Genomic DNA, 23,376 nt, shown 5'->3' with positions numbered 1-23,376 from the left:
ATGACAAAGGTGTCCAAAGGCGTGATCGCCCTCGCTGCGCTGGCAGCCTCGGCGCTCGCCATCACCGGCTGTGCCGGTGGCGGCGGATCGTCCGCCACTTCCAGCTCGGCGGCTTGGGACGGCAAACAGATCGCTTCCGCGGTGATCGCTCTTCCGGCTCAGACCACCAGCTTCAACCCCACGGAGAGTGCCTCCGCAACCGACCGGGTCGCGGCCGCCCTGATGTCCTCCGCGCTCTACCTTCAGAAGGAGGACGGCACCGTCGAGCCGGGCTTGGCGGACGGCGAGGCGGTGTTCAACGACGACCTCACTGAGGCCACTGTGAAGCTGAGGGAGGCCACGTTCTCCGACGGCTCCCCGATCACCGCGAATGATGTCGTCGCCACGATCCAATACGAGCAATCGGTCCCGGAAAGCGTCATCGCTTCCACGACCGGGAAGATCAAGACGGTCGAAGCGGTCGACGACGGCACGGTGAAGTTCACGTTCGTCTCTCCGTACCCCTCGTTCGAGGGTGTCGCCGGCCTGCTGTCGATCTACCCCGCGGCCGAGCTGGCAGATCCTGATGCGTACTTCAAGGCGCCGACCGTCACCTCCGGGCAGTACACGATCAAGTCTGGATGGGCATCGAACAAGCTCGAACTCGACGCCAATCCTGAATTCTGGGGCGGTGCACCGGCAATCGAGCACGTCACGTTCCAGATCCTTGCCGACGGCAACTCGGCGCTGAGCCAGCTGCAGTCGGGCCAGGTGGATTTCGCGGGTGACCTCGCACCGAGCTACATCAGCCAGGTGGAGGACACACCGGGCCTGCGCGTCGAGGTGAGTCAGGTCTTCGGATTCTTCGACCTGCGCCTGCGTAACGATCACGCACCGTTCGACGATGCGAATGTGAGGAAGGCCGTGAATGCGGCCATCGACCGCACGGCAATCGTCAGCGGGATCTGGGGCGAATACAACGCCCCGCAGTCCGGATTCTGGCCAGCGGGAATGGAGGGCAATGACCCTGACAAGAGCGTGGAACAGGATCTCGACGGCGCCAAGGAGCTGCTGGCGGGCACGGCTTGCGAGTCCGGCTGCACCGTGGACATGATCTACTCCGACCAGGACTTCGCATTCTCGCAGCAGCTCGCACTCATGGTGCAGGAGCAGCTCGGAAAGATCGGCATCACCCTCAATCTCCAGAACCTGGACGGGGCAACGCTCATCGACCGGCTGTTCGCAGGCGACTTCGACCTGGCGCCTGGGGCCATGACCAGTGGAACCAATACCCCGGATCAGCTGCTGAACCTGGCACTGAACGGGAACGGTCCACTCAGCGCGGAATTCACCGGTTACAACTCGGATGAGATGAACGCGCTCATCGAGACGGCGATCACGAACACTGCGGAAAAGCGCACCGAGGCCGTCGAGCAGATCGAGACGCTCTTCTCCGAGGATCAGTCGTTGGTCACCATCGCACCGTGGGTGCGTGGCAGCGCGACGAAGCTCCCCGAAGGCGTGTTCTCGCTCGTCGGAGCCTCGGCAATCATGGCGACGGTGAAGTGATGAAAGCGCGAGTAGTAGCCAGCCGAATAGCCCGGATGACGGGTCAGGCCCTACTGACCATCGCCGTGGTCGTTGTGCTCGTGTTCCTGCTCGTGCGCATCATCCCCGGTGACCCGGTCAAAGTGATCCTGGGTATTCAGTACACGCCAGAGGCAGCAGAGGTTCTTCGGGAACAGCTGAACCTCGACAAGTCGATCCCGGAGCAGTTCGTCCTCTATGTGGGGGGACTGCTCCGGGGAGACCTGGGGGGATCCACCGCCCAGCCGGGCAGATCGGTGGCGGAGATCATCGCTGCATCGCTGCCCGCCACCGCAGCGGTGGCGATCAGCGGAATCGTGTTCGGCGTCATCGTCGGAGTGATCCTCGGACTGCTCGCAGCACTCAGCAAGAAGCGCGGCACCGACCTGTCGGTGCGCACATTCAGCATGCTCACCTTCTCGGTGCCCTCGTTCCTCGTCGCGCTGCTCCTGATCCTGGTGTTCTCTCTCACCCTCGGGTGGCTCCCTGCCGGCGGGTGGCCGGGCACCTGGCCGGAGAACATCCCCTATCTGATCCTCCCCGCAATCGCGCTCTCCACCACGATGTCCACTCTCATCACCCGCACCGTGCGGCAGGCCGCGATCGACACACAAGGTCAGCAGTTCATGGAGGCCGCATTCATGCGCGGACTGCCCGGTCGCGTTCTCAACGCAAAGCACACTCTCCCGAACAGCCTGTTGCCGGTCCTGACCCTCGTCGGCATCAGCATCGGCACCTTGCTTACCGGCGCCATCATCGTCGAGTCGGTGTTCGGAATCCCCGGCATCGGACAGGAGATGAGTCAGGCCGTCTCGCGGCGTGATTATCCCGTCGTGCAGGGCATTGCGCTCGTCTCCGCGATCGCCGTCGTCATCAGTGGCTATCTCGTCGAGATCGCCTATACATTCGTCGACCCGAGAGCGAGGACGCTGTGATCGACATGACCGGCACCATGCCGACCGACGACGCACTCGCCCCGCGTCGACCCATCACCCTCGGGTGGCTGCGAGCCGGCGTGGGTGCCCCTGCGAGCAGGATCATCGGCGCCAGCGTCTTCGCGCTCATCGTCTTGATGTGCATCTTCATACCGATCCTGTACCCGTACGGACCCAACGACTTCGTCGCGCCGCCGCTTCAAGCTCCGTCCTGGGCGCACCTGTTCGGCACAGACTCGGTCGGTCGTGACGTGTTCCTCCGCACGTTCGCCGGCGGTCGTGTGGACCTCGCCGCGGGCGCGATCGTCACGGTGTTCGCGATTGTCGTCGGCACATTCCTGGGCACGCTCGCCGGCTCCTCGCGAGTACGGTGGGTGGACTCCGTGCTGATGCGTATCGTGGACGCTGTTCTCGCGTTCCCGCTGGTGATCCTGCTTCTCGCCCTGGTCGTCGTGGTCGGTCCCGACACCCAATGGGGACCCGCGCCTCCGGGCCTTCCCGCAGCGATGATCGCGCTGATGTGCGTGATGTGGTCGGGATACGCTCGCGTCGCCCGAGGGCAAGCGCTCGCTCTGCGCGACTCCGACTTCGTGCTCGCCGGCAGAGTGGCAGGTCTGTCGAACGGACGCATCGTCATCCGCCACATCGCACCAGGAGTGAGCCGCATCACCATGGCGCTGGCAGTCAGTGACATCGTGCTGGTGGTCGTGATCCTGGCTTCGCTGCCGTTTCTCGGCGCCGGTGTTCAGGCCCCTGCACCGGAATGGGGAAGCATCATGTACGAGGGCCGAGCCTTCCTCCGTCAGGCCTGGTGGATCACCATCTGCCCCGGCGCAGTTCTCGCCGCAACCGGTCTGTCGCTGAGCTTCGTCGCAGACTCACTGCTCGACTCGAGGAGGAAGAAATGACCGAAGCACCACTGCTCTCCCTGCGCGACGTCTCCGTCACCCTGGGTGATCGCGAGGTCGTGCGCAACGTCAACCTCGAGATCGCACGAGGCGAGTCTCTCGCGCTGGTCGGAGAATCCGGCTCCGGCAAGACGGTGACAGCCCGCGTCATCACGGGCCTCATCGACCGCGTCGGCGGACGCGTCACCAACGGCGAGCTTCTCTTCGACGGCAAAGTCCTCGATCAAGACGATCCCGGATGGAAGGCGCTTCGCGGCAAGCGGATCGCGCTGGTACCGCAGGCGTCCCTCTCGAGCCTGGACCCGGTGGTGCGCATCGGCAACCAGATCGCCGAGACCATCCGCGCCCTCGACCCCGGCGCGAACATCGGGACCCGATCTCGTGAACTGCTCGATCACGTCCACATGCCACGACCCGACGCGATCCTGAAGTCGTATCCGCACGAACTGTCCGGTGGAATGCGGCAGCGCGTCATGATCGCCCTTGCGCTCGCGGGTCGCCCCGAACTGATGGTCGCAGATGAACCCACGACCGCTCTCGACGTCACCGTACAGGCGAACATCCTCAAACTGCTCGGCGAACTGCGCGTCGAGACCGGCATGTCACTGCTCATGATCGCTCACGATCTCGCAGTGGTCGGGATGGTCTCAGAACGAGTGGCTGTGATGCGCAACGGCGAGATTCTCGAGACCGGGGCAACGGGAGTCGTGTTGACTCGGCCTACGCAGCCCTACACGCGTGCGCTTCTCGCTGCTCGGCCCGAGACCTCCGAACCGGGCACGCCGCTTGCGGTTCTCGATCGCCTCACCGGCGAACTGCGCGCCCCCGCGGCCTCTCAAGCCGTCCCGACTGACCTCCGCACCATCGTTTCGCTCACGGACGTGTCGATGACATTCCGCAACGCAGCCGCTCCCGCCGTCGCATCGATGTCGCTCGACATCCGCAGCGGCGACTCGATCGGCATCGTCGGAGAGAGCGGCAGCGGCAAGACCACTTTGGGGCGGATGATCGTCGGAGCGCTCCCACCCACGAGCGGCACGGTCGAGGTGGATGGGCGGCCGTGGACCGGAAAGCTCACCAAGAGCTCTCGTCGACGCGAGATCCAAATGATCTTCCAGGATCCCTATGGGTCGCTCACCCCGTGGCGCACGCCACGAGAAACCGTCGCCGAAGTCATCCGGCGGTGGAATCGTGTCTCGCACAAGCAGGCCCTGTCCGCAGCCGGAGACCTCCTGGACGACGTCGGCCTACCGCTTCAGGCGATGGACCGCCGGCCCGCCGGACTCAGTGGTGGGCAGTGTCAGCGGGTGGGCATCGCCCGAGCTCTTGCAAGCGAACCGAAGCTCATTGTGGCCGACGAGCCCACATCTGCACTCGACATCTCCGCGCAGGCGCAGATCCTCAACCTGCTGATGCGGCTCCGGGCAACGCACGGACTGTCGCTCGTGCTCATCTCGCACGATCTCAGTGTCATACGGCACATGACCGATCACGCGCTCGTGATGCGCAACGGCGAGGTCGTCGAGGCCGGGGATGCTGAACAGCTGTTCGCTCGCCCGGAGCATCCGTACACGCGGGACCTGATGGCGGCGACTCCTACACTCGCCAACGTGGGAGGTTGAGGAAGCGGGTGGCAGACCGCGGCCCGCGCGCATCCCCCGTCTCGCCGGGCCTCATCCTCGCGCTGGGCCTGCTCGCCGCGACAGCGCCGCTCAGCTTGGATGCGTACCTGCCCGCGTTGCCGGCGATCGCGACCGAGTTCGGGGTCTCCGCACAGCAGATCCAGCTCAGCCTCACCGCGTGTCTCCTGGGTCTCGGCCTGGGACAGATTCTTGCCGGTCCCATGGGGGACCGGTGGGGGCGGCGACGGCCCATGCTCGCGGGCGCGATCCTGTATGTGCTCTCTTCGCTCGCCTGCGCGTTCGCACCATCTGCCGGCGCGCTGATCGTTCTGCGTCTCGTGCAGGGACTTTCCGGAGCGGTGGGGCTGGTCCTCTCCAGGGCGGTCGTGCACGACCTCGTGAAGGGCCGACACGCGACCTCGCTGTACTCAGCCATGGCCGCCGTCTCGGGCGCGGCACCGATCATCGCGCCGATCGCGGGTGGCCTGATCATCACCGCAGCCGGATGGCGCATCGTGTTCCTCGTGCTCGCCGGCCTCGGACTGGTCATGGCCGCTGCGGTGTACTTCGTTATCGCCGAATCTCATCCGGCCGACAAGCGCAGCTCGGCGGGAGTCGTATCGGTACTTCGCACGTTCGGGGCATTGCTTCGCGACCGGCTCTTCGCCTCGTTCGCCACTCTCGTCATGCTCTCCTCCGCCGTGCTGTTCTCCTACATATCCAGCGCACCATTCGTCCTGCAGACCGTGTTCGGCTTGACCCAGTTGCAGTTCGCGCTGGCGTTTGCATCTGTAGGTTGCGGGTTCGTCGTCGTGAGCATTGTGAACGCCCGTTTGGTTCGGCGTCATGAGCCGCTTCGCGTGCTCCGAGCTGCAGCCCTCGTGCAGTTCGTCGGCGTCGTTGCGCTCGGAGCGCTCATCGCGGCTCGGGTGTTCACGGGGTGGACCTCGATCCCGCTGCTGATCGTGCTGCTGATGTGGTCCGTCGTGCCCTGTGGAGCCATCACGCCCATCGGCATCGGCATGGCGATGGAGAGAAGCGGAAACCATGCGGGCGCCGCATCCGGTCTGCTCGGCGCGAGCATGTTCTTAGTCGGGGGCCTGGTCAGCCCCCTCTCCGGCTGGGGCAATCCAGCTGTGATCATGGCAGCGCTGATGGTGACTTTCAGCGTCGCCATCACGGTGACGACACTCGTACTGAATCGCCGGCAGCTGCCACCTGAGCCATGATCGCGGTGGGGCGGGTCACGACGGAAAAGCGATCAGCCTCAACAGCTCCGACAGTGTCTCGCGCTGCGAAGCGGTGAGCTGCTGGTGCAACGCCATTTCCGCCTCACGTGTGGCCCGCTGCGCAGAGTTCAGCAGTTCGCGACCCTCACGTGTCGCCACCACGACGTTCGTTCGGCGGTCAGTCGGATCAGCCTCACGTCGCACAAGCCCTCGACGCTCGAGGTCATCGACCAGCGCCACAACCTGGCTGGGGTCAAGGCGAAGGAAGGAGGCGAGGTCGCGCTGCGACGGGCGAGCCTCGTCCGCGACCAATGCCAGCACGGAGTAGGAGCGCACGCGCAGACCGTGCTCCGCGAGAGCGGCGTTGCCGGCGGCGAGCGACAACGCGTTCGACCGGGCCAACAGAAAACTGATGTCCTCGGTCAAACGCGATACTCGCATGCGGTCAGCTGATGAGTCAGGAACGCTGACCGCAGGATCCACATCAGTTGCCATGACAACAGACTATCAAATAGTGCCGAGACACAATGATTGACAATATCAATGAATTCGAGTTCTAATAGAGAGATGCCGACGGCCGCTTCAGCTTCCTGTCGGGACACGTATGAAGGAGTCACTCATGTCACTGGACGGCAAAGTCGCCATCGTCACCGGATCCGGTCGAGGCCTCGGCCTCGCATACGCGCAGGAGCTCGCCCGGCAGGGCGCGGCGGTCGTCGTGAACGACGTCGACGAGCAGACCGCAGCCGACGCCGTCGCGTCGATCGAGGCGGCAGGCGGGAAGGCTATCGCGGTCGTCGCTCCGGTCGGCCCGACCGAGACGGCGCAGCAGCTCGTCGCCGCAGCCGTGGAGAGCTTCGGGCGGCTCGACATCCTGGTGACCAACGCGGGTGTGCTGCGCGACACGGTGCTGTGGAAGATGAGCGATGACGACTTCGACACCGTGATCAACGTGCATTTGCGTGGGACCTTCACTTGCGTCCGCGAGGCCGCGACGTACATGCGGGAGAACGAGATCGCGGGCCGGATCATCTGCATCGGGTCGCCGACGGGTCAGCGTGGCAACTTCGGGCAGACCAACTATGCCGCGGCCAAGGCCGGCATCGTGGGTATGGTGCGCACCTGGGCGCTCGAGCTGAAGCGCGCGGGGATCACGGCGAACGCCGTCATCCCGGTCGCGGCGACCGCGATGACCGCGACCGTGCCGTACTTCGCGGCGGCGGTCGAAGCGGATGCCGCGGGTGAGGCGATGCCCCCGTTCTTCCGGCACGACCTCGGCTTCGGGACTTCGGACGACGTCGCCGGTCTCATCGCATATCTTGCATCGGATGCCGCAGCCGGCGTCACCGGTCAGGCGATCGGCATCGGGGGGGACCGCCTGCAGCTGTGGTCGCACCCCGAGGCGGTCGCGACCGCCTACCGCGATGGCGGATGGTCGTACGACGCGCTCGCGGCGGACTTCACGGAGGCTGTCGGCGGGCAGCTGCAGACGGTCGGCGAGAGGTTCCCGCCGCTGCCGGACGAGCTGCAGCGGTGACATGCGTCTCGTCTCGCTTCGCTGGCTCAACGACCGGTCTCCAGGATCATGACCCGCTACGAACCCGCCATCGACGTCGGCTCACTCACCGCGATCGACGTGCATGTGCACATCGAGATCGACGACCACGGACACTCGTCGCTGCCACCGGATCTGGCCGAGGCGGCGTCGAAATACTTCAAAGCAGGCGGGCCGCGGCCGGATCTCGACAGCGTCGCCGTGTACTAGCGGGAGCGTCGGATGGCCGCGGTGGTGTTCACCGTCGACGCCGAGACCCAGCTCGGTCAGGCGCCGATCTCGAGCGCCGGCATCGCAGACGGCGCCGCGCGCAACAACGACGTGCTCATCCCGTTCGGCTCCGTCGACCCGCACCGACACGACGCCGTAGAGCGACTGCGCCGGCTGGTTGAGGATCACGGCGTGCGCGGCTTCAAGTTCCACCCCACGGTGCAGGGGTTCGACCCGAGCGACGAGCAGTTCTATCCGATCTACGAGACGATGCAGGATGCCGCAATCCCCGCGCTGTTCCACACCGGCCAGACCGGCATCGGCGCGGGCCTGCCCGGCGGTCGCGGCCTGCGGCTCGGACTGTCGAACCCGATGCTGCTCGACCCGGTCGCGGCCGATTTCCCCGAGCTGCAGATCATCATGGCCCACCCCTCCGTGCCCTGGCAGGACGAGGCCCTCTCGGTCGCGACGCACAAGCACAACACCTGGATCGACCTGTCGGGGTGGAGCCCGAAGTACTTCCCCGAGTCCCTCGTCCGCGCCGCGAACTCCTATCTCAAAGACCGCGTCCTGTTCGGCTCGGACTTCCCGCTGCTCACGCCCGACCGCTGGCTGCGCGACGTCGAGCACACCGCACTGAAACCCGAGTCGATGCCCGCCATCCTCAAATCCAACGCCGTGCGACTACTCGGCCTGCACCCCTGAAAGGTTCATCATGACGACGACCTACCCCTACTCCGACGCTGCGGCACTCGCCGGCACCGACCTCGGGTTCACCGAGTGGATCGAGGTCACCCAGGACCGTGTGAATCTGTTCGCGGACGCCACCGACGACCACCAGTGGATCCACGTCGACCCGGAGCGCGCTGCATCCGGACCTTTCGGCGGCCCCATCGCGCACGGCTTCCTCTCGCTGTCGCTCACGGTGAAGTTCTGGTCCGAGCTTTTCGACCTCGACGGCGTCACCACGAAGGTCAACTACGGGCTCGACAAGGTGCGCTTCATCTCTCCCGTCAAGGTCGGCGCACGAATCCGCGGCGGCGCGGTCATCGCCGAAGTCACGGACGTGCCCGGCGGATACCAGTTCGCCGTCGACCAGACCATCGAGATCCAAGGCGGCACCAAGCCCGCCCTCGTTGCACGCGGGCTCTACCGCTTCTACGCCTGAACAGCCCGTCATCACACCTCGACGGAGAGGACGCCGTGCATCACCCCGGACTCGACGCTTGGATGGGCAAGCGACGCCTGAAGACACCCGACAAGGCCGCGCTCATCTACGACGACGGTCAGGCGATGACCTATGCGCAGCTCGCCGATCTCACGGATCGCGTCTCGGCCCTGCTGTCAGCGCGCGGGATCGGCAAGGGTGACAGCGTCGCTTACATCGGCGAGAACAGCCCCGAATTCCTGGCCACGCTGTTCGGCTGCGCCCAGGTGGGTGCGGTGTTCGTTCCCGTGAACACCCGCCTCGCACCGCCGGAGATCCTTCACATCCTCGCCGACAGCCGGGCGCGCGCGCTCTTCCGCGACCGAGACTTCGTCGAGAGGACCAGCCCGCTGGCCTCGGCGGTCGGCATCGCCCACGTCGTCGAAACCGCCGACCTCCGTCATGCTCTGGCGGATGCCGACGCGGGCTTCGCCTTCATCCACGCCGTGCCGGAAGACCCCGCTGCGGTCATCTACACCTCGGGAACCACAGGCCGCTCGAAGGGGGCTGTGCTCACGCATCAGAACCTGACGTGGGTGGCGTTGAACTCCCTCGTCGACTACGACATCGTCTCGACCGATGTCGCTCTCATGATCTCGCCGCTCTTCCACGTCGCGTCGCTGGGCATGGGTGCGCTTCCTGTCATCCTGAAGGGGGGAACGATCGTCCTCGAGAGGGGCTTCGAGCCCGGACGAGCGCTCCGCCTCATCGCCCAGCACGGAGTCACGATGCTCAGCGGAGTCCCCACGACGTACCAGCTGATGGCTGACCATCCGGACTGGGCCGTCACCGACCTGTCCACGCTCAGCAAGCTCACCTGCGGTGGTTCGGCGGTGCCCACCCGCATCCTCAATGCGTACGAGGAGCGCGGGCTGCACTTCTCGCAGGGGTACGGGATGACCGAGACCTCGCCCGGCGCGACATCCCTCTCGCCGTCGATGACGAGATCGAAACAGGGGAGTGTGGGCCTGCCGCACTTCTTCACCGACGTGCGCATCACCGACGAGAGCGGTGCTGACCTCGGCTGGGACGGGGTCGGCGAGATCGAGATCGCCGGACCGAACGTCTTCCCGGGGTACCTGCACCTTCCCGAGGCGACGGATGCCGCGTTCACGGCGGACGGCTGGTTCCGCTCCGGCGACCTCGGCCGCCTGGACGCCGACGGCTACCTCTACATCTCCGACCGGCTCAAAGACATGATCATCTCCGGCGGCGAGAACATCTATCCGGCTGAGGTGGAGAACCTCATCAGCAACATCCCGGGCGTCACCGGTGTCGCGGTCATCGGCATCCCTGACGACCAGTGGGGCGAGGTGCCATGGGCAGTGCTCACGGTCGCGGGCACCACCTCGATCAGCACGGATTCGGTACGCGGCCACCTCGACGGGCAGCTCGCCCGATACAAGCTGCCGCGACATGTCATCGTCATCGATGAGCTGCCTCGAACGGCATCCGGGAAGATCCGCAAGCAGGACCTCCGAGCGATGTACGGTGGCGCGAAGCGCTGACTCACGATGCCAGCCGCGACGACTCGTTGCGACGCATTGGCTCGAATGACTCCACGGCTCGAGTCCTCCAGCCCATCCGCACTGGGGCAGCCGCTACGCCCTCCTCGGCTGCGCTGGACGTGCGTGGTGATCGGAGCGACGAGCAGAGTAGTGCACCAATGTGTCCACGGGGGGAAGGATCCCTGGAATCACGCGGGAATCGACCCCAAATCTGTCAGTCTACGGATCAGAAGGTTGGGAGTTCCAGTCTCCTCGGGCGCACACTGCGTTGAGACAGTAACCCAAGAAGACCCGCGGATTTCCGCGGGCTTTCGTGTTTCTCGAGCTGGTCTGCTCGACGGTCGTGGTTGGCGAAGTGCACACATTCACACCCCTGACTTGCGGTGACACCGCGTTTGCCTGAACGGAGATCCCACGCACAGGAGCATTCATCGGCCGGAGCGGCGGCCATTCAAATTCAGCAGGCCGATGCTTGGCTTACTCAAGTCGTCGAGCGCGCGATAAGCGCTCGGTGTGAGGCCGGTTTCCGCCCTGAACTGGCGATTGAAGTTCGCGAGATTGCGGTACCCAACGGCCGCGCAGATGTCGGCGATCGAAGAGTCACTGTGGTCGAGGAGGCGGCACGCGTTGGAGATGCGAAGCCGCCGCACCAGGTCTGAGAAGGTCATGCCGCTGGCTTTTTTGAAGTACTTCGAGAAGGACGGCTCGGACATGTATGCGAGGCGGGCCGCCTCCGACAGCCGGATCTCTCCGCTCAAGTTCTCCAGCACATAGGCGAGTCCGGCGTCGACGGCTGCCTTGCCTTCGCGGCCGACCGATGGCGCGTACAACTCCTGCGTGACGTAGTGCCTGTCCTCCTCCGGGGCATTCATCATGAGATCGAGCAGGGCGAAGAAGTGCGCCATGCGACGGGCTCCCGTCGTCGCGCCCACAGCCTCAATGTCGACCGCGGCGGTCGCTGCCGTCGCGCCCGAGAAGACGATGCCGCGCCGAGACTGATCGATCAACTTCAGCGCGGGTTGGAGTTCCGGGATCGCCTGAATCCCACTTTCCAGCCAATCGATGGTGAATTGGATGACGGCGTCCCTGTTCCCGATGACCTCGTTCGGGGCCAGGTCGCTCATCCAGTCGTGCGGCACTTCCGAGCCGACGATGGCCACGTGACCTGGTCCGAACGCTCCGACCTCGTCACCGATGATGAAGCTTCCACTGCTGCGTCGGATGAGGTGGATCTCGACCTCAGGGTGATAGTTCCATCGGGCGATATCGCACGGATAGTCGTGCTCGATCCACCGGAACGACTCCCCGTCGGGGTGAGGGATGAGCTCTCTCGCGGCCGGACTTTCAATGATCGTCCGGGCGAAAGTTTCGGCTGATGCCATCGGCCCTCCAGCCACCTTGCTGGTCACATTCGGTCGACGAGAACTGGAAAGAAAGTACCAGATCCTGAGCGCTAGGGGTGGGACGCGAGGATGTCGGGTCGCCCAAAGTGGGACAAGTCACCCCGCAGCAAGCTTCAACAGCCGGCCGCCGGAGGACCGAAGAGGCAGACACAACAAAGGAGTTTCACGTGCTTAAGAAACGACGTTTCATCGCGACCGGGTCGGCTTTGGCCGTGACCGTGATCGCGCTGAGCGGCTGCGCCGGCGCCGGCGGCAGTGCTCAGCAAGACGGCGACGTCACCCTGACGCTCGCGACCGTCAGCAACCCGCAGATGAAGGACATGGAGGAGCTCAAGGGCACCTTCGAGAAGGAGAACCCCGGCATCAAGGTCAACTTCGTCCAGATGGAGGAAGGCGACCTGCGCGCTGCGGTCACGGCGGACGTCGCGTCCAAGGCCGGGCAGTACGACATCGTCACAGTCGGCGCGTACGAGGTTCCCCAGTGGGGCGCGCTGGGCTGGCTGAAGGACCTGACCCCCGCACTCGAGGCCGATGAGGACTACGACGTGGACGATCTGCTCGAGCCTGTCCGCAAGGCCATCTCCGTCGATGACAAGCAGTATGCGGTCCCGTTCTACGGTGAGTCGTCGATCCTCATGTACAACAAGGCGATGTTCGAGGAGGCGGGCCTCACCATGCCGAACAACCCCACCTGGCAGGAGGTGGCCGACTTCGCGAAGCAGCTCAACTCGCCAGATGTTGCCGGCATCTGCCTGCGCGGAAAGCCAGGCTGGGGCGACCTGTTCGCGCCGCTGACCACGGTGGTGCAGACCTTCGGCGGCAACTGGTACGACATGGACTGGAACGCCCAGGTCGACTCTCCGGAGTTCACTGAGGCAGTCAACTTCTACGTGGACCTTCTGGCGGATGCGGGTGAGTCCGACCCGGTCTCGTACAGCTTCACCGAGTGCCTGAACCTGCTCAGCAGCGGGAAGGCGGCCATGTGGTACGACGCGTCCGTCGCTGCATCCATCCTCGAGGACCCCGACACCTCCGACGTCGCCGGCCAGATGGGTTATGCGCACGCGCCGACGTACAAGACCGATGAGTCGGGCTGGCTGTGGTCGTGGAACCTCGCGATTCCCGAGACCACGAAGAACGCCGACGCGGCGACCACGTTCGTCAAGTGGGCGACGAGCAAGGAGTACCAGCAGCTGGTCGGCGAGACCTTGGGCTGGACCCGTGTTCCCCCGGGGGCGCGCAACTCCACCTATGAGATCCCGGAGTACAAGGAAGCCGCTGCTGCCTTCGCCCCGATCACTCTCGAGGTCATGAACTCGGTGAACCCGGAGCAGCCGGGCGTGGACCCGCAGCCGTGGGTCGGCATCCAGTACGTGACCATCCCGGAGTTCCAAGACGTGGGCAACCAGGTCGCGCAGCTCGTGGCGGACGCCATCGCCGGCCGCACCACCGTCGAAGCGGCACTCGCCGAGGGGCAGAAGATCGCTCAGGCCGCCGGAGACAAACAGAAGTAAGTCTCAGCGTCGCCCTCGCGATGTGGGGGCAGCACCCACCGTGCTGCCCCCACATCCGCCCTACCAAAGGAAGCGAACATGACCACCACCACCATCACCACTCCGGACTCCGACTCGGGCGTCCTGCCCCCGGCGATCGCCCCGACGAGCAAGCGGAAAGCGCGCGTGGCGCGCGGGCTTGTCTTCCCGGCGCTGTTCATATCGATCGCGCTTACGCAGATCCCATTCCTCGTCACCATCGTGGTGTCGTTCCTGAACTGGAACCAGCTTCGGCCTGACGAGATCTCGTTCGCCGGGCTGAGCAACTACATCGCGGTATTCACCACGGGCGACTTCCTCGAAGCCCTCATCGCCACCGTGACCATCACCGGGTCATCGGTCATCCTCGCCCTGGTCCTCGGCCTGGGCTTCGCGCTGCTTCTCGACCGGAAGTTCCTCGGGCAGGGAGTCGTGCGAACACTGATGATCACACCGTTCCTCGTCATGCCCGCAGCAGCAGCACTGATCTGGAAGTACTCCATGCTCGACGTCAACGTCGGCATGGTGAACGTCGGCCTCAATGCGATCGGGCTCCCGTCCGTCTCGTTCAACACCGACCTGCCCGTCGTGACGATCATCATGCTGATGACTTGGCAGTTCACACCCTTCTTCATGCTGATCCTCCTGGCCGGGTTGCAGAGCCAAAGCAAGGAGGTGCTCGAAGCAGCTTCGGTGGATGGGGCCGGCGCGATTCGCACGTTCCGTCACATGACGCTCCCGCACCTGCGGCAGTACATCGAGATCGCCATTCTGCTCGGCGGCATCATGATGCTGCAGATGTTCGACCCGATCGCGATCATGACCAAGGGCACCGGCGGCACGAAGACGTTGCCGTACCTCCTCTACGAACGGGCCTTCATCGGGCTCGACATCGGTCAGGCGGCAGCGTTCGGCGTCATCACCGTCATCATCACCATCGGCGCGGCAAGTCTCGCGCTCCGCAGCCTGTTCAAGGTGTTCGTCGAAGGAGAGGTCCGCTGATGCGTTCATTCCGAGCAGGTCTGCTGACAACGGCAACCTGGATCATCGCCCTGGTGTTCTTCTTCCCGATCGCGTGGATGGTGTTCACCAGCTTCAAGACAGAGAACGCTGCCGCATCCATCCCGCCCACGATCTTCACGAGCCTGAGCTTCGACAACTACGTCGCGGTGTTCGAGCGAGGCATGGGTGCATATCTGACGAACTCGTTCACATCCAGCATCTCGTCGACCCTGATCGTGCTGCTGCTCGCCGTCCCCTGCGCGTATGGGCTCAGCATCCGCCCGATCAAGAAGGTGAAGGACGTCTTGTTCTTCTTCATCTCGACGAGGTTCCTCCCCGTCGCGGCGTCGATCATCCCGGTGTATTTCATCCTGCTGTGGCTCGGGCTGCTCGATAACATCTCGGCACTCAGCTGGCTGTACGTCGCGATCAACCTTCCGATCGCGATCTGGATGATGCGCTCGTTCTTCAACGAAGTCCCGCTGGAGATCATCGAGGCCGCGCAGATCGATGGCGCGAACCTGCGGACCGAACTGGTCAGGGTTGTCCTACCGATCGTCGTGCCTGGAGTTGCGGCGGTCGCGCTGATCTGCTTCATCTTCTCGTGGAACGAGTACTTCCTCGCCACGATCCTCACCACGGACACGGCACGGACGGTTCCGCCGTTCCTCGCCAGCTTCGTCGACGGGCGCGGGCAGTTCCTGGCCGTCCTCTCGGCGGCGGCGACGATCGCCGTGCTGCCGGTGGTAGCTGCCGGGTGGCTGGCACAGAAGCAGCTCGTGCGCGGACTGGCGATGGGTGCCGTCAAGTGATCGGACGAGCGGACGGCGCCTCCGATGAGACGTCGGCCCGGCGGCTGTCGGCTTCCACGGTCGACGAAGCGAATGACGGAGTCGGGCGGCCGGAGTTCGATCGCTCCGACTTGTCGGTAGGCATCGTTCACGTGGGCGTGGGCGGGTTCCACCGGGCGCATATGGCGATGTGCGTTGACTCGTTGATGTCACAGGGCCTCGCCCTCGACTGGGCGATCTGCGGGGTCGGCCTGCTTGAGAGCGATCGGCGGATCAAGACCATCTTCGACGCACAGGATTGCCTGTACACGCTCACCGTCAAGCATCCGGACGGGCGTGAGGAGTCGACGGTGATCGGCAGCATCGTCGACTACCTGTTCGCTCCCGATGAGCCTGAAGCCGTGATCGAACGGATGGCGCACCCCGGCACGCGAATCGTCTCCCTGACGATCACCGAAGGCGGGTACAACTTCGACCGCGTGACAGGCGAGTTCGATGCGACGGCCCCCGCGGTAGTGTCCGACCTCGTGCCGGGTGCCGTGCCGACGACCGTGTTCGGCTATGTCACGGAGGCTCTCCGCAGGCGCCGGGATCGCGGCATCCCGGCATTCACCGTCCTGTCGTGCGACAACATCCAGGGCAACGGACACATGGCGGCCCGCGTATTCACGGCGTTCGCCGAGCTGAAGGACCCCGCGCTGGGTGCATGGGTGCGAGAGAACGTATCGTTCCCGAACTCGATGGTCGACCGCATCACCCCGGTCACGTCCGCCGAGGACGTTGCGTCGACGGAGCGACGGCTCGGCCTCAAGGATGAATGGCCCGTCGTGTGCGAGCCGTTCTTCCAGTGGGTCATCGAAGATGACTTCCCCCTCGGCCGCCCTCCCGTCGAACGTGCCGGGGCTCAGTTGGTTGGAGATGTCGAACCGTACGAGTTGATGAAACTGCGGCTGCTCAACGCAAGTCATCAGGGGCTGTGCTACTTCGGCTACCTCAGCGGGTACCGTCTCGTGCACGACGCGTTGGCGGATCCGCTGATCGAAACGTTCCTCCTGGCGTACATGGATCGCGAGGCGACTCCGACCTTGCGGCCCGTGCCCGGAGTGGACCTCGACAAGTACAAGCACACCCTGATCGAACGGTTCTCCAATCCGTTCGTCCGGGACACTATCGCTCGACTCTGCGCAGAATCATCGGACCGCATCCCGAAATGGCTTGTGCCCGTCATCCGTGAGCAGCTCGACGCCGGCGGCGAGGTTGCCCTCTCCGCCGCGATCGTGGCGAGCTGGGCGAGATACGCCGAGGCAATCGACGAGCAAGGCGAGCCGATCACCGTCGTGGATCCTCTCCGCGACGAGCTCGTTGCAATCGCTCAAACCCAGCACGACGACCCGTTGGCCTTCATCCGCAACCGCGCACTCTTCGGGGACCTCGCCGAGAACGCACGGTTCGCGGACGCCTACTCGCGTGCCCTGCACAGTTTGCACACCGTCGGCGCGCACGAGACTCTGCGAACGCTCATCGGGGCACCGATCGGAGCCAGCACCCCGGACGAAGTCCACCCGAACGAAAGCGAGAAGAAGCTGTGACCCTCATGGAAGCGGCGGTGCTCACCGCCCCTCACTCGATCTCCATCGCACCGATGAACGTGCCTTCTCTGGAACCGGACCAGGTTCTGGTCCGGGTCGCCGCCGTAGGCGTGTGCGGCAGCGATGTGCACTATTACGAGCACGGCCGCATCGGCCCGTACATCGTCGAGAGTCCTCTCGTGCTGGGCCACGAACTGTCTGGCCGCATCGAAGACGTCGGCAGCGACGTCGATCCCGGCCGGATCGGCCAGCGGGTGGCCATCGAACCCCAGCGTCCCTGCCGCGTGTGTTCGCAATGCAAAGCGGGCCGGTACAACCTGTGCCCCGACATGGAGTTCTTCGCCACACCGCCGATCGACGGGGCGTTCTCGGAATTCGTCGCCATCCAGAGTGACTTCGCTTTCGACATTCCCGACAACGTGTCCGACGAGGCGGCAGCGCTCATCGAACCGCTCTCCGTCGGGATCTGGGCGTGCCAGCGTGCAGAGATCAAGCCCGGCAGTCGTGTACTCGTCGCCGGCGCTGGTCCCATCGGAGTCATCGTTGCCCAGACCGCCCGTGCCTTCGGCGCAAGCGAAGTGATCGTCACCGACATTGATGCGGGCCGACGCGAGTTCGCTCTTACCTCCGGCGCCACCCGCGTCATCGACCCCCTCGCTGAGTCGGTCGAGGGCTTGGAGGTCGACGCGTTCATCGATGCAACCGGCGCCGCTCCGGCGGTCCGTTCCGGCATCCTTGCGGTGCGCGCTGCCGGCCGGGTCATTCTCGTGGGTCTTGGGAACGACGATCTCGAGCTGCCGGTGTCGTTCCTGCAGAACCGAGAGATCTGGCTGAGCGGAGTCTTCCGTTACGCCAACACCTGGCCCCTCGCGATCGAACTCGTCAGCAGCGGTCGCGTGGACCTCGACCGTCTCGTCACCGCGCGATTCGGACTTGCAGAGTCAGAGCGGGCTCTCACGATCGGGCGAGAACCGGGGCAGCTGAAAGCCATCGTGTACCCAGGCAGGTAGAGCGTGGCGATCGAGAGAGAACGCCCAGCCGACTACGCGAACGTAGGCGCACTGGTCGTCGGCGAGGCGCTGGTGGATGAGGTCGACAACGGCCGGGGAACGGTAGCGCATGCTGGCGGAAGCCCATACAACGTCGCGATCGGGCTCGCGCGGCTCGGCGTCCCGACACTGCTCCACACCGCGTTCGGGGACGACGACCGTGGTGCGTTGCTCCGCGAGCACGCCGCGGCTAGCGGGGTTGCGCTTACTGAAGAGTCCCTGACCGACGGGATCACGTCTTTCGCGCGCGCGGTCATCGATCGAACGGGCGCGGCGTCGTACGACTTCACGGTGACATGGCGACCGTCACCGTTGGAGTTGGTCGCGATCCCGCCCTTGGTCCACGTCGGATCCATCGCAGCGGTCATGCCGCCAGGAAGCGATCTGGTAGCCGACGTGGTGGCAGAGCTCCGGCCCACATCGCTCATCTCCCTCGATCCGAACGTGCGTCCACAGCTGATCGCCGAAAAGGAAGATGCCCGCGCACGTCTGGAGGGGCTGATCGATTTGGCCGATCTCATCAAGGTCAGCGATGAGGATCTCGAGTGGCTCTACCCCGGAAAAGACGTAGAAGAGACTGCGGCTGACTGGCTCGGCCGGGGACCCGATCTCGTCGTCGTCACACGTGGCCGACACGGCGCGACCGGGTTCAGCCAGTGGGGCGTTCACGACAGCACCCCAATTGAAACGGAAGTCGTCGACACGATCGGTGCGGGGGACTCATTCACCGCGGGCCTGCTGTCTGGGCTCATGACCGCCGGAGCCGCCGCTCATCTCGGACGTCTGGCGAGACTTGCTGTCGAACAGATTGAAGAGGCGCTCAGCTTTGCCACGAGATGTGCGGCGGTCACCGTCAGCCGAGCTGGCTCCCAGCCGCCCTGGAAGAACGAACTGGACTGAACAACCTCCGCGCAACGGCTCAGGCCCGTTGTGCCCCTACCCATGGACCACCGAAGGAGACCGCGAGCATGCTCACCATCGTCTGCGTCGCCACTGTCAGCGCAATCATCATCGCAAATGCCCTCGCGCTGGCTCAGATCATCGACAGTGACACTCTGCCCCGGCAGATCGCGGGAAGATGGGTGCTCGGTGTGATCCTCGCGCCGGGCATCGGGGCTGCGCTCTGGCTCTATCTCCGTGTACGACCGGTATCGGATCCGGTCGTCGCGCAGTCGCCCGCCAACGCAGACAAACGGCCGGGTCGCCGCGAATTGCTGCGATTCCACGAAGAGATCGATCAGTATCTGTCCACCCACAGATGAAGCGTGCTCGAGTAACTGCGATGACCCGCCCCACTCCTCAGTGGCTCAGAGAAGCGCTGATCTACGAGATCTACCCGCAGTCGTTCCAAGACTCGAATGGAGACGGGATCGGCGACCTCCCGGGAGTGATCCAGCGGCTCGATTACCTGCAGTGGTTGGGAGTGGATGTCATCTGGTTCAATCCATGCTTCGAGTCTCCGTTCCGCGACGCCGGCTATGACGTGTCGGACTACTACACGGTCGCGCCCCGCTACGGCACGTTGATGTGACGGCTGGGGTCCACTCGTTCTCCGTCATCGCACGCAAGTCCGGACTGCGAGTCGATCGTGTCTATCTCACGCTCGGAGACGAACTGCCACCGGTCGACCAGGCGTGGATGCCGAGTCCCCGTGGCATCGAAGGCACCGCACGATGACCATCGCGAAGGCCCAGGTCGTCGTCACGAGCTGGGAACAACGTGAGTGCGGGGGAGAATGGCCACGTGGGAGACAAGCTGGTCGGGCGGCCGCGGCAGACGACGCATGACGAGATTCGTGAAGTCGCGCTCGAACTGTTCGCGGCCAACGGGTATGGGCCCACGTCCCTCGCGGAAGTGGCTGCCGCCGCGGGAATCAGTCGCACCACCCTGTTCTCCTACTTCCCCGCGAAGCGTGATCTGCTGTGGGATGACCACGATGAGGCAGTCACGCGTGCACGAGTCACGCTCGAGGAGGCGCCGTCGGGACACATCGTCGACCTGCTCGTCCAGGGGATGCTCGCGGTTGCGTCGTATGGGGTGGCAGAACATGACCGATTCTCGAGGCGCTGGCGGCTGGTTCACGAGGATGATGAGCTTCGAGCGTTCGCATCGCTTCGAACCGAGCAGCTGTTCGAGCTCTTCATCGAGCGCGCGCTGGCGCGCGCACCGCACGCCGACGCGGATCTTGTCGACAGCGTCACCCGAGCCTTGATGGCGGTGGCCTCACACGCGACGCAGCTGTGGTCTGAGCAGCACGATCCTCATTCGGGCCTCGATGCTTTCACTGCGGAGCGCCTGTCTCCGCTCGCAGATGCGCTGCGTCCGCTCCTGCCGTGAGTAGTTTCCGAACAGTGTTCGGAAACTGTTGTAGAGTGGGCGTATGAAGACTCTCATGGTGACGCGCGCGGATGTGGCCGAGTTTGTCGAGACCACGCGCCCCGAGGCCGGTCCGAACGACGTCGTGGTCCGCATCCGCGCCTGCGGCATCTGCGGATCCGACGCCCTGTACACGCGTCTGGGCGGCATCCCGCCGCGACAGGGCGCCACTCCGCTCGGCCATGAACCGGCCGGCGAGATCATCCACGTTGGAGTGGACGTCACGGGAGCCGCAGTCGGAGACCATGTGGTCATCAACCCGATGGCGAACCGCGACGGCATCATCGGCAGCGGCGGCGCGCAGGGTGCGATGGCGCCCGAGGTCGTGCTCTTCGACGCCCGTCCGGGTGTGCACTTCCGGGTCATCCCTGACGACCTGCCTTGGGAGGTCGCCGCGCTCAACGAGCCGATGGCCGTCGCCTACCACGGTGTCAACCGGTCGGGCGCGGGCGACGGGTCGAAGGTGGTCGTGTTCGGTGCTGGGCCGGTCGGACTTGGCGCAGCGATCGGATTCCGCTCCAAGGGAGCCGCTCACGTGGTTGTGGTCGACGTCGTGCCATCGCGGCTCGAGAAGGCGCTCAGGGTCGGCGCCGACGCCGTCATCAACTCTGCAGAAGAGGATGTCGTCGAGCGTCTCAAGGCGCTCCACGGTGAGGTGCCTGGCTTCATGGGGCGCCCGGCTCGACCTGCAACGGATGTCTACCTCGATGCCGCAGGAGTGCCGTCCGTCATCCACACCGCTCTCGAAGCGGCGAAGAATCGAGCGGTGCTCACTATCGTCGCCGTCCACAAGACACCCGTCGAGATCGACTTCCAGCAGATCCTCACGAGCGAGATCGACATCCGGATGTCGATGGGGTACCCCACCGAGATCTTCGAGGTCACCGACTCGATCATCGAGTTCGCGGACAGATACCGCCACATCGTCAGCGACGTGGTCCCCTTCGACCACGCCGACGACGCGCTGGTCCTCGCTTCGACGCCCGGCGCTGCCGACAAAGTCGTCGTCGTCTTCGACGAGCGGCAATCATGACCTCCGAACCAACGACATCCTCTGCGCTGATCGTCGTGGATCTTCAGCAGAGCACGCTTCCGAATGCCAGGGCGGCCGTTTCCGCGGATTGGCTGGCCAATGTCATGACACTGATCGAGGCGTTCCGTGAACGGGAATTGCCGGTCGTCATCGCGACATCCCTCGGCACACCACCGGGCCGGACGTCCTACGCGGATTCGGGGCGGGACTGGCCGGCGGGCGCGACCGCACTTGCTTCGGAAATCACCCCCGCCGACAGCGACATCCGGATCGAGCGACGTGGGCTGAGCGTTTTCGTCGGCACGGACTTGGCGACCATCCTCCGGGCTGCCGACGTCGCAGAGGTGGTCATCGTCGGCATCGCAACGAGCTTCGGCGTCGAGTCCTCAGCGCGCGCCGGCTACGACCTGGGTTTCGACGTCGTCGTGGTCTCCGATGCGATCGCCGACCTGCGGCGGGCCTCCATGGATCACTCGCTTGCTCATGTCCTGCCTGTCGTGGGTCGGGTGCGGACGACTGCCGACGTGCTGGGCACGCTGGTCGCCCCGCTGTGAGCCGCGGCATCGCCGCGTCCTCCTCGAAGAGAAGAGCAATGCTCCCTCAGAGTGATGGTCCAGCAGGCTGCTGGACTATTGCCGCGTCGGCCTGGTGGAGGATGCTGGGACTGTGGGAGAAGTGGAGCCGACTGACTACACCGAGACGCTCGACGCACTCAAGCGCCGGGTGAACGCCGCGCGATTCACATTGCAGCGGCGTGCGAACGCGGAGCTCGTCGCGCTGTACTGGCACATCGGCGACACCATCATCACGAAGCAGCAGGCCAGCGCGTGGGGCGCTGGGGTGGTTGCCCGCCTCGCGAATGACCTTCAGGCGGAGTTCCCCACCATGCGTGGATTCTCGAGGTCCAATCTCTTCTCGATGCGAGCATTTGCCGCCGCGTGGCCGGAGCGGAATGGAATCGTCCGGCAGCCGGTCGGACAGTTGCCGTGGACCCACATCGTCCAGCTTCTCGAGAAGCTGGACGACCAGGAGCTGCGTGAGTGGTACGCAGGGAAGGATGTGCAGCACGCGTGGAGCAGGGCTGTTCTGGTCCACCAGATCCGCACCAGACTCCATGATCGCGACGCCGCAGCCCCCAGTAATTTCGCAGCGGCACTGACTCGATCCGACTCCGACCTCGCTCAGCAACTCGCGACGGATCCCTACACGACGGGCTTCCTCGGCGTTGGCGCAGACATCACGGAGCGGGAGTTCGAAGATCGTCTGACCCGGCGGATCGTCGACACGCTCCGCGAAATGGGCACCGGTTTCGCTTTCATCGGTCGTCAGCATCACATCGAAGTGGACGGTGACGACTATTACATCGACTTGCTTTTCTTCCATGTAGAGCAACTGCGGTACGTCGTGTTCGAGTTGAAGACGCGCAAGCTCGACCCCCGCGATGCCGGCCAGCTCGGGTTCTCTGTAGCGCTGGTGGATGACCGGGTGCGGCTACCGGATCGGCACGCGCCAACGGTCGGCATCCTTCTGGTGGCCGAGAACAACGAGACTTTCTTTCGCTACTCACTGGCGGGGACGTCGCACCCCATGGCTGTTTCGCGATACGAGCTGTCAGCCGCTGAACAGGCGGCGCTTCCCACGGAGGACACTCTCGCCAGGCTTGCTGCCGAGGTGGCGGAAACCACCACCGAACGATAGAACCCACCCAGCGGAGCACCGTCGCGCGGCCGGAAAGCACTTCCCTGTCAGAGGCCGTTCGAGAATCCCGTCACGAGGGGGACCTTCGGCCCTACGCGCGTGCGGCGCAAGGGCTTCAGATGGATTCAGGAAGGGACTCGATGAACACCGCACATGGCTTCGC

At 64.8% G+C, this 23,376-nt stretch carries 22 protein-coding genes and 1 pseudogene; 21 read left to right on the top strand and 2 right to left on the bottom strand.

Annotated features, from left to right (window positions below; translation table 11 throughout):
• Genes ABD188_RS00255 through ABD188_RS00235 form a run of 5 tightly spaced genes read left to right on the top strand, consistent with a single transcriptional unit; the run spans position 1 to position 6,260 of the window.
• A complete protein-coding gene (locus ABD188_RS00255; RefSeq protein WP_344057386.1) occupies positions 1 to 1,548 on the top strand; it encodes an ABC transporter substrate-binding protein in 1,548 nt (515 codons plus the stop codon).
• Between the two features lie 35 nt (positions 1,549 to 1,583).
• A complete protein-coding gene (locus ABD188_RS00250) occupies positions 1,584 to 2,501 on the top strand; it encodes an ABC transporter permease (RefSeq protein WP_344057384.1) in 918 nt (305 codons plus the stop codon).
• 5 nt (positions 2,502 to 2,506) lie between these two features.
• Positions 2,507 to 3,409 carry an ABC transporter permease gene (locus tag ABD188_RS00245; protein ID WP_344057382.1) on the top strand — a complete coding sequence of 301 codons (903 nt, stop codon included), beginning with the start codon at positions 2,507 to 2,509 and terminating at the stop codon, positions 3,407 to 3,409.
• On the top strand, positions 3,406 to 5,031 hold the full coding sequence (locus ABD188_RS00240) for a dipeptide ABC transporter ATP-binding protein (protein ID WP_344057380.1): 1,626 nt from the start codon (positions 3,406 to 3,408) through the stop codon (positions 5,029 to 5,031). The genes ABD188_RS00245 and ABD188_RS00240 overlap by 4 nt, the downstream gene beginning before the upstream one ends.
• A gap of 8 nt (positions 5,032 to 5,039) precedes the next feature.
• Positions 5,040 to 6,260, top strand: coding sequence for a multidrug effflux MFS transporter (locus ABD188_RS00235; RefSeq protein ID WP_344057378.1), 1,221 nt, complete (start codon positions 5,040 to 5,042; stop codon positions 6,258 to 6,260).
• Positions 6,261 to 6,275: 15 nt separating this feature from the next.
• On the opposite strand, the gene ABD188_RS00230 is transcribed toward ABD188_RS00235, so the two are convergent.
• Positions 6,276 to 6,755, bottom strand: a complete 480-nt coding sequence (locus ABD188_RS00230) for a MarR family winged helix-turn-helix transcriptional regulator (RefSeq protein WP_344057376.1) — start codon at positions 6,753 to 6,755, stop codon at positions 6,276 to 6,278.
• A 124-nt stretch (positions 6,756 to 6,879) separates the two neighbouring features.
• Here ABD188_RS00230 and ABD188_RS00225 point away from each other — a divergent pair, with 124 nt between their 5' ends.
• From ABD188_RS00225 to ABD188_RS00210, 4 genes and pseudogenes are all read left to right on the top strand, one after another.
• A complete protein-coding gene (locus tag ABD188_RS00225) occupies positions 6,880 to 7,797 on the top strand; it encodes an SDR family oxidoreductase (protein WP_344057374.1) in 918 nt (305 codons plus the stop codon).
• Between the two features lie 48 nt (positions 7,798 to 7,845).
• Positions 7,846 to 8,730 (top strand): annotated as a pseudogene (locus tag ABD188_RS00220) (amidohydrolase family protein).
• A 10-nt stretch (positions 8,731 to 8,740) separates the two neighbouring features.
• Entirely contained in the window at positions 8,741 to 9,193 is a 453-nt protein-coding gene (locus ABD188_RS00215) for a MaoC family dehydratase (RefSeq protein WP_344057372.1), read from the top strand.
• Between the two features lie 35 nt (positions 9,194 to 9,228).
• Complete coding sequence (locus ABD188_RS00210) at positions 9,229 to 10,740, top strand: acyl-CoA synthetase (protein WP_344057371.1); 1,512 nt, start codon at positions 9,229 to 9,231, stop codon at positions 10,738 to 10,740.
• A gap of 428 nt (positions 10,741 to 11,168) precedes the next feature.
• Here the strand turns inward: ABD188_RS00210 and ABD188_RS00205 are convergent, their stop codons facing one another.
• The gene (locus ABD188_RS00205) at positions 11,169 to 12,149 is read right to left on the bottom strand and encodes an AraC family transcriptional regulator (RefSeq protein WP_344057370.1); all 981 of its coding nucleotides are present in this window, start codon (positions 12,147 to 12,149) and stop codon (positions 11,169 to 11,171) included.
• A gap of 161 nt (positions 12,150 to 12,310) precedes the next feature.
• On the opposite strand from ABD188_RS00205, the gene ABD188_RS00200 reads away from it, so the two are divergent.
• The 12 genes from ABD188_RS00200 to ABD188_RS00145 all read left to right on the top strand — a co-directional run bounded on the left by ABD188_RS00200 (position 12,311) and on the right by ABD188_RS00145 (position 23,213).
• Complete coding sequence (locus ABD188_RS00200) at positions 12,311 to 13,657, top strand: ABC transporter substrate-binding protein (RefSeq protein ID WP_344057368.1); 1,347 nt, start codon at positions 12,311 to 12,313, stop codon at positions 13,655 to 13,657.
• A gap of 78 nt (positions 13,658 to 13,735) precedes the next feature.
• A complete protein-coding gene (locus tag ABD188_RS00195) occupies positions 13,736 to 14,677 on the top strand; it encodes a carbohydrate ABC transporter permease (protein ID WP_344057365.1) in 942 nt (313 codons plus the stop codon).
• Positions 14,677 to 15,489 (top strand): carbohydrate ABC transporter permease, encoded by an 813-nt coding sequence (locus ABD188_RS00190; protein WP_344057363.1) that lies wholly within the window; start codon positions 14,677 to 14,679, stop codon positions 15,487 to 15,489. Before ABD188_RS00195 ends, ABD188_RS00190 begins: the two co-directional genes overlap by 1 nt.
• A 44-nt stretch (positions 15,490 to 15,533) precedes the next feature.
• Positions 15,534 to 17,057 (top strand): mannitol dehydrogenase family protein, encoded by a 1,524-nt coding sequence (locus tag ABD188_RS00185; protein ID WP_425561359.1) that lies wholly within the window; start codon positions 15,534 to 15,536, stop codon positions 17,055 to 17,057.
• Between the two features lie 5 nt (positions 17,058 to 17,062).
• A complete protein-coding gene (locus tag ABD188_RS00180) occupies positions 17,063 to 18,067 on the top strand; it encodes an NAD(P)-dependent alcohol dehydrogenase (protein WP_344066766.1) in 1,005 nt (334 codons plus the stop codon).
• Positions 18,068 to 18,070: 3 nt separating this feature from the next.
• Complete coding sequence (locus ABD188_RS00175; protein WP_344057359.1) at positions 18,071 to 19,006, top strand: carbohydrate kinase family protein; 936 nt, start codon at positions 18,071 to 18,073, stop codon at positions 19,004 to 19,006.
• A 68-nt stretch (positions 19,007 to 19,074) separates the two neighbouring features.
• On the top strand, positions 19,075 to 19,368 hold the full coding sequence (locus ABD188_RS00170; RefSeq protein WP_344057356.1) for a hypothetical protein: 294 nt from the start codon (positions 19,075 to 19,077) through the stop codon (positions 19,366 to 19,368).
• 20 nt (positions 19,369 to 19,388) lie between these two features.
• Positions 19,389 to 19,637, top strand: a complete 249-nt coding sequence (locus ABD188_RS00165) for an alpha-amylase family glycosyl hydrolase (protein WP_344057354.1) — start codon at positions 19,389 to 19,391, stop codon at positions 19,635 to 19,637.
• Positions 19,638 to 19,849: 212 nt separating this feature from the next.
• On the top strand, positions 19,850 to 20,443 hold the full coding sequence (locus ABD188_RS00160) for a TetR/AcrR family transcriptional regulator (protein WP_344057352.1): 594 nt from the start codon (positions 19,850 to 19,852) through the stop codon (positions 20,441 to 20,443).
• Positions 20,444 to 20,486: 43 nt separating this feature from the next.
• A complete protein-coding gene (locus ABD188_RS00155; RefSeq protein ID WP_344057350.1) occupies positions 20,487 to 21,515 on the top strand; it encodes a zinc-dependent alcohol dehydrogenase in 1,029 nt (342 codons plus the stop codon).
• Positions 21,512 to 22,069: a cysteine hydrolase family protein gene (locus tag ABD188_RS00150; RefSeq protein ID WP_344057348.1), complete on the top strand. Its 558-nt coding sequence runs from the start codon at positions 21,512 to 21,514 to the stop codon at positions 22,067 to 22,069. The genes ABD188_RS00155 and ABD188_RS00150 overlap by 4 nt, the downstream gene beginning before the upstream one ends.
• Positions 22,070 to 22,181: 112 nt before the next feature.
• On the top strand, positions 22,182 to 23,213 hold the full coding sequence (locus ABD188_RS00145; protein WP_344057346.1) for a PDDEXK nuclease domain-containing protein: 1,032 nt from the start codon (positions 22,182 to 22,184) through the stop codon (positions 23,211 to 23,213).
• The last annotated feature ends 163 nt before the right edge of the window (positions 23,214 to 23,376 follow it).

Source organism: Microbacterium pumilum, from assembly GCF_039530225.1.
GTDB lineage: Bacteria > Actinomycetota > Actinomycetes > Actinomycetales > Microbacteriaceae > Microbacterium > Microbacterium pumilum.
Note: the sequence above shows the minus strand (reverse complement) of the source record. Positions and strands in the feature narration are given on the sequence as shown.

Bases quoted from the DNA above. Each gene is read 5' to 3' on its own strand.
- ABD188_RS00255 (WP_344057386.1), top strand. From the start codon at position 1: ATGACAAAGGTGTCCAAAGGCGTGATCGCCCTCGCTGCGCTGGCAGCC.
- ABD188_RS00250 (WP_344057384.1), top strand. From the start codon at position 1,584: ATGACGGGTCAGGCCCTACTGACCATCGCCGTGGTCGTTGTGCTCGTG.
- ABD188_RS00245 (WP_344057382.1), top strand. From the start codon at position 2,507: ATGACCGGCACCATGCCGACCGACGACGCACTCGCCCCGCGTCGACCC.
- ABD188_RS00240 (WP_344057380.1), top strand. From the start codon at position 3,406: ATGACCGAAGCACCACTGCTCTCCCTGCGCGACGTCTCCGTCACCCTG.
- ABD188_RS00230 (WP_344057376.1), bottom strand. From the start codon at position 6,755: ATGGCAACTGATGTGGATCCTGCGGTCAGCGTTCCTGACTCATCAGCT.
- ABD188_RS00225 (WP_344057374.1), top strand. From the start codon at position 6,880: ATGTCACTGGACGGCAAAGTCGCCATCGTCACCGGATCCGGTCGAGGC.
- ABD188_RS00215 (WP_344057372.1), top strand. From the start codon at position 8,741: ATGACGACGACCTACCCCTACTCCGACGCTGCGGCACTCGCCGGCACC.
- ABD188_RS00195 (WP_344057365.1), top strand. From the start codon at position 13,736: ATGACCACCACCACCATCACCACTCCGGACTCCGACTCGGGCGTCCTG.
- ABD188_RS00190 (WP_344057363.1), top strand. From the start codon at position 14,677: ATGCGTTCATTCCGAGCAGGTCTGCTGACAACGGCAACCTGGATCATC.
- ABD188_RS00180 (WP_344066766.1), top strand. From the start codon at position 17,063: ATGGAAGCGGCGGTGCTCACCGCCCCTCACTCGATCTCCATCGCACCG.
- ABD188_RS00170 (WP_344057356.1), top strand. From the start codon at position 19,075: ATGCTCACCATCGTCTGCGTCGCCACTGTCAGCGCAATCATCATCGCA.
- ABD188_RS00165 (WP_344057354.1), top strand. From the start codon at position 19,389: ATGACCCGCCCCACTCCTCAGTGGCTCAGAGAAGCGCTGATCTACGAG.
- ABD188_RS00155 (WP_344057350.1), top strand. From the start codon at position 20,487: ATGAAGACTCTCATGGTGACGCGCGCGGATGTGGCCGAGTTTGTCGAG.
- ABD188_RS00150 (WP_344057348.1), top strand. From the start codon at position 21,512: ATGACCTCCGAACCAACGACATCCTCTGCGCTGATCGTCGTGGATCTT.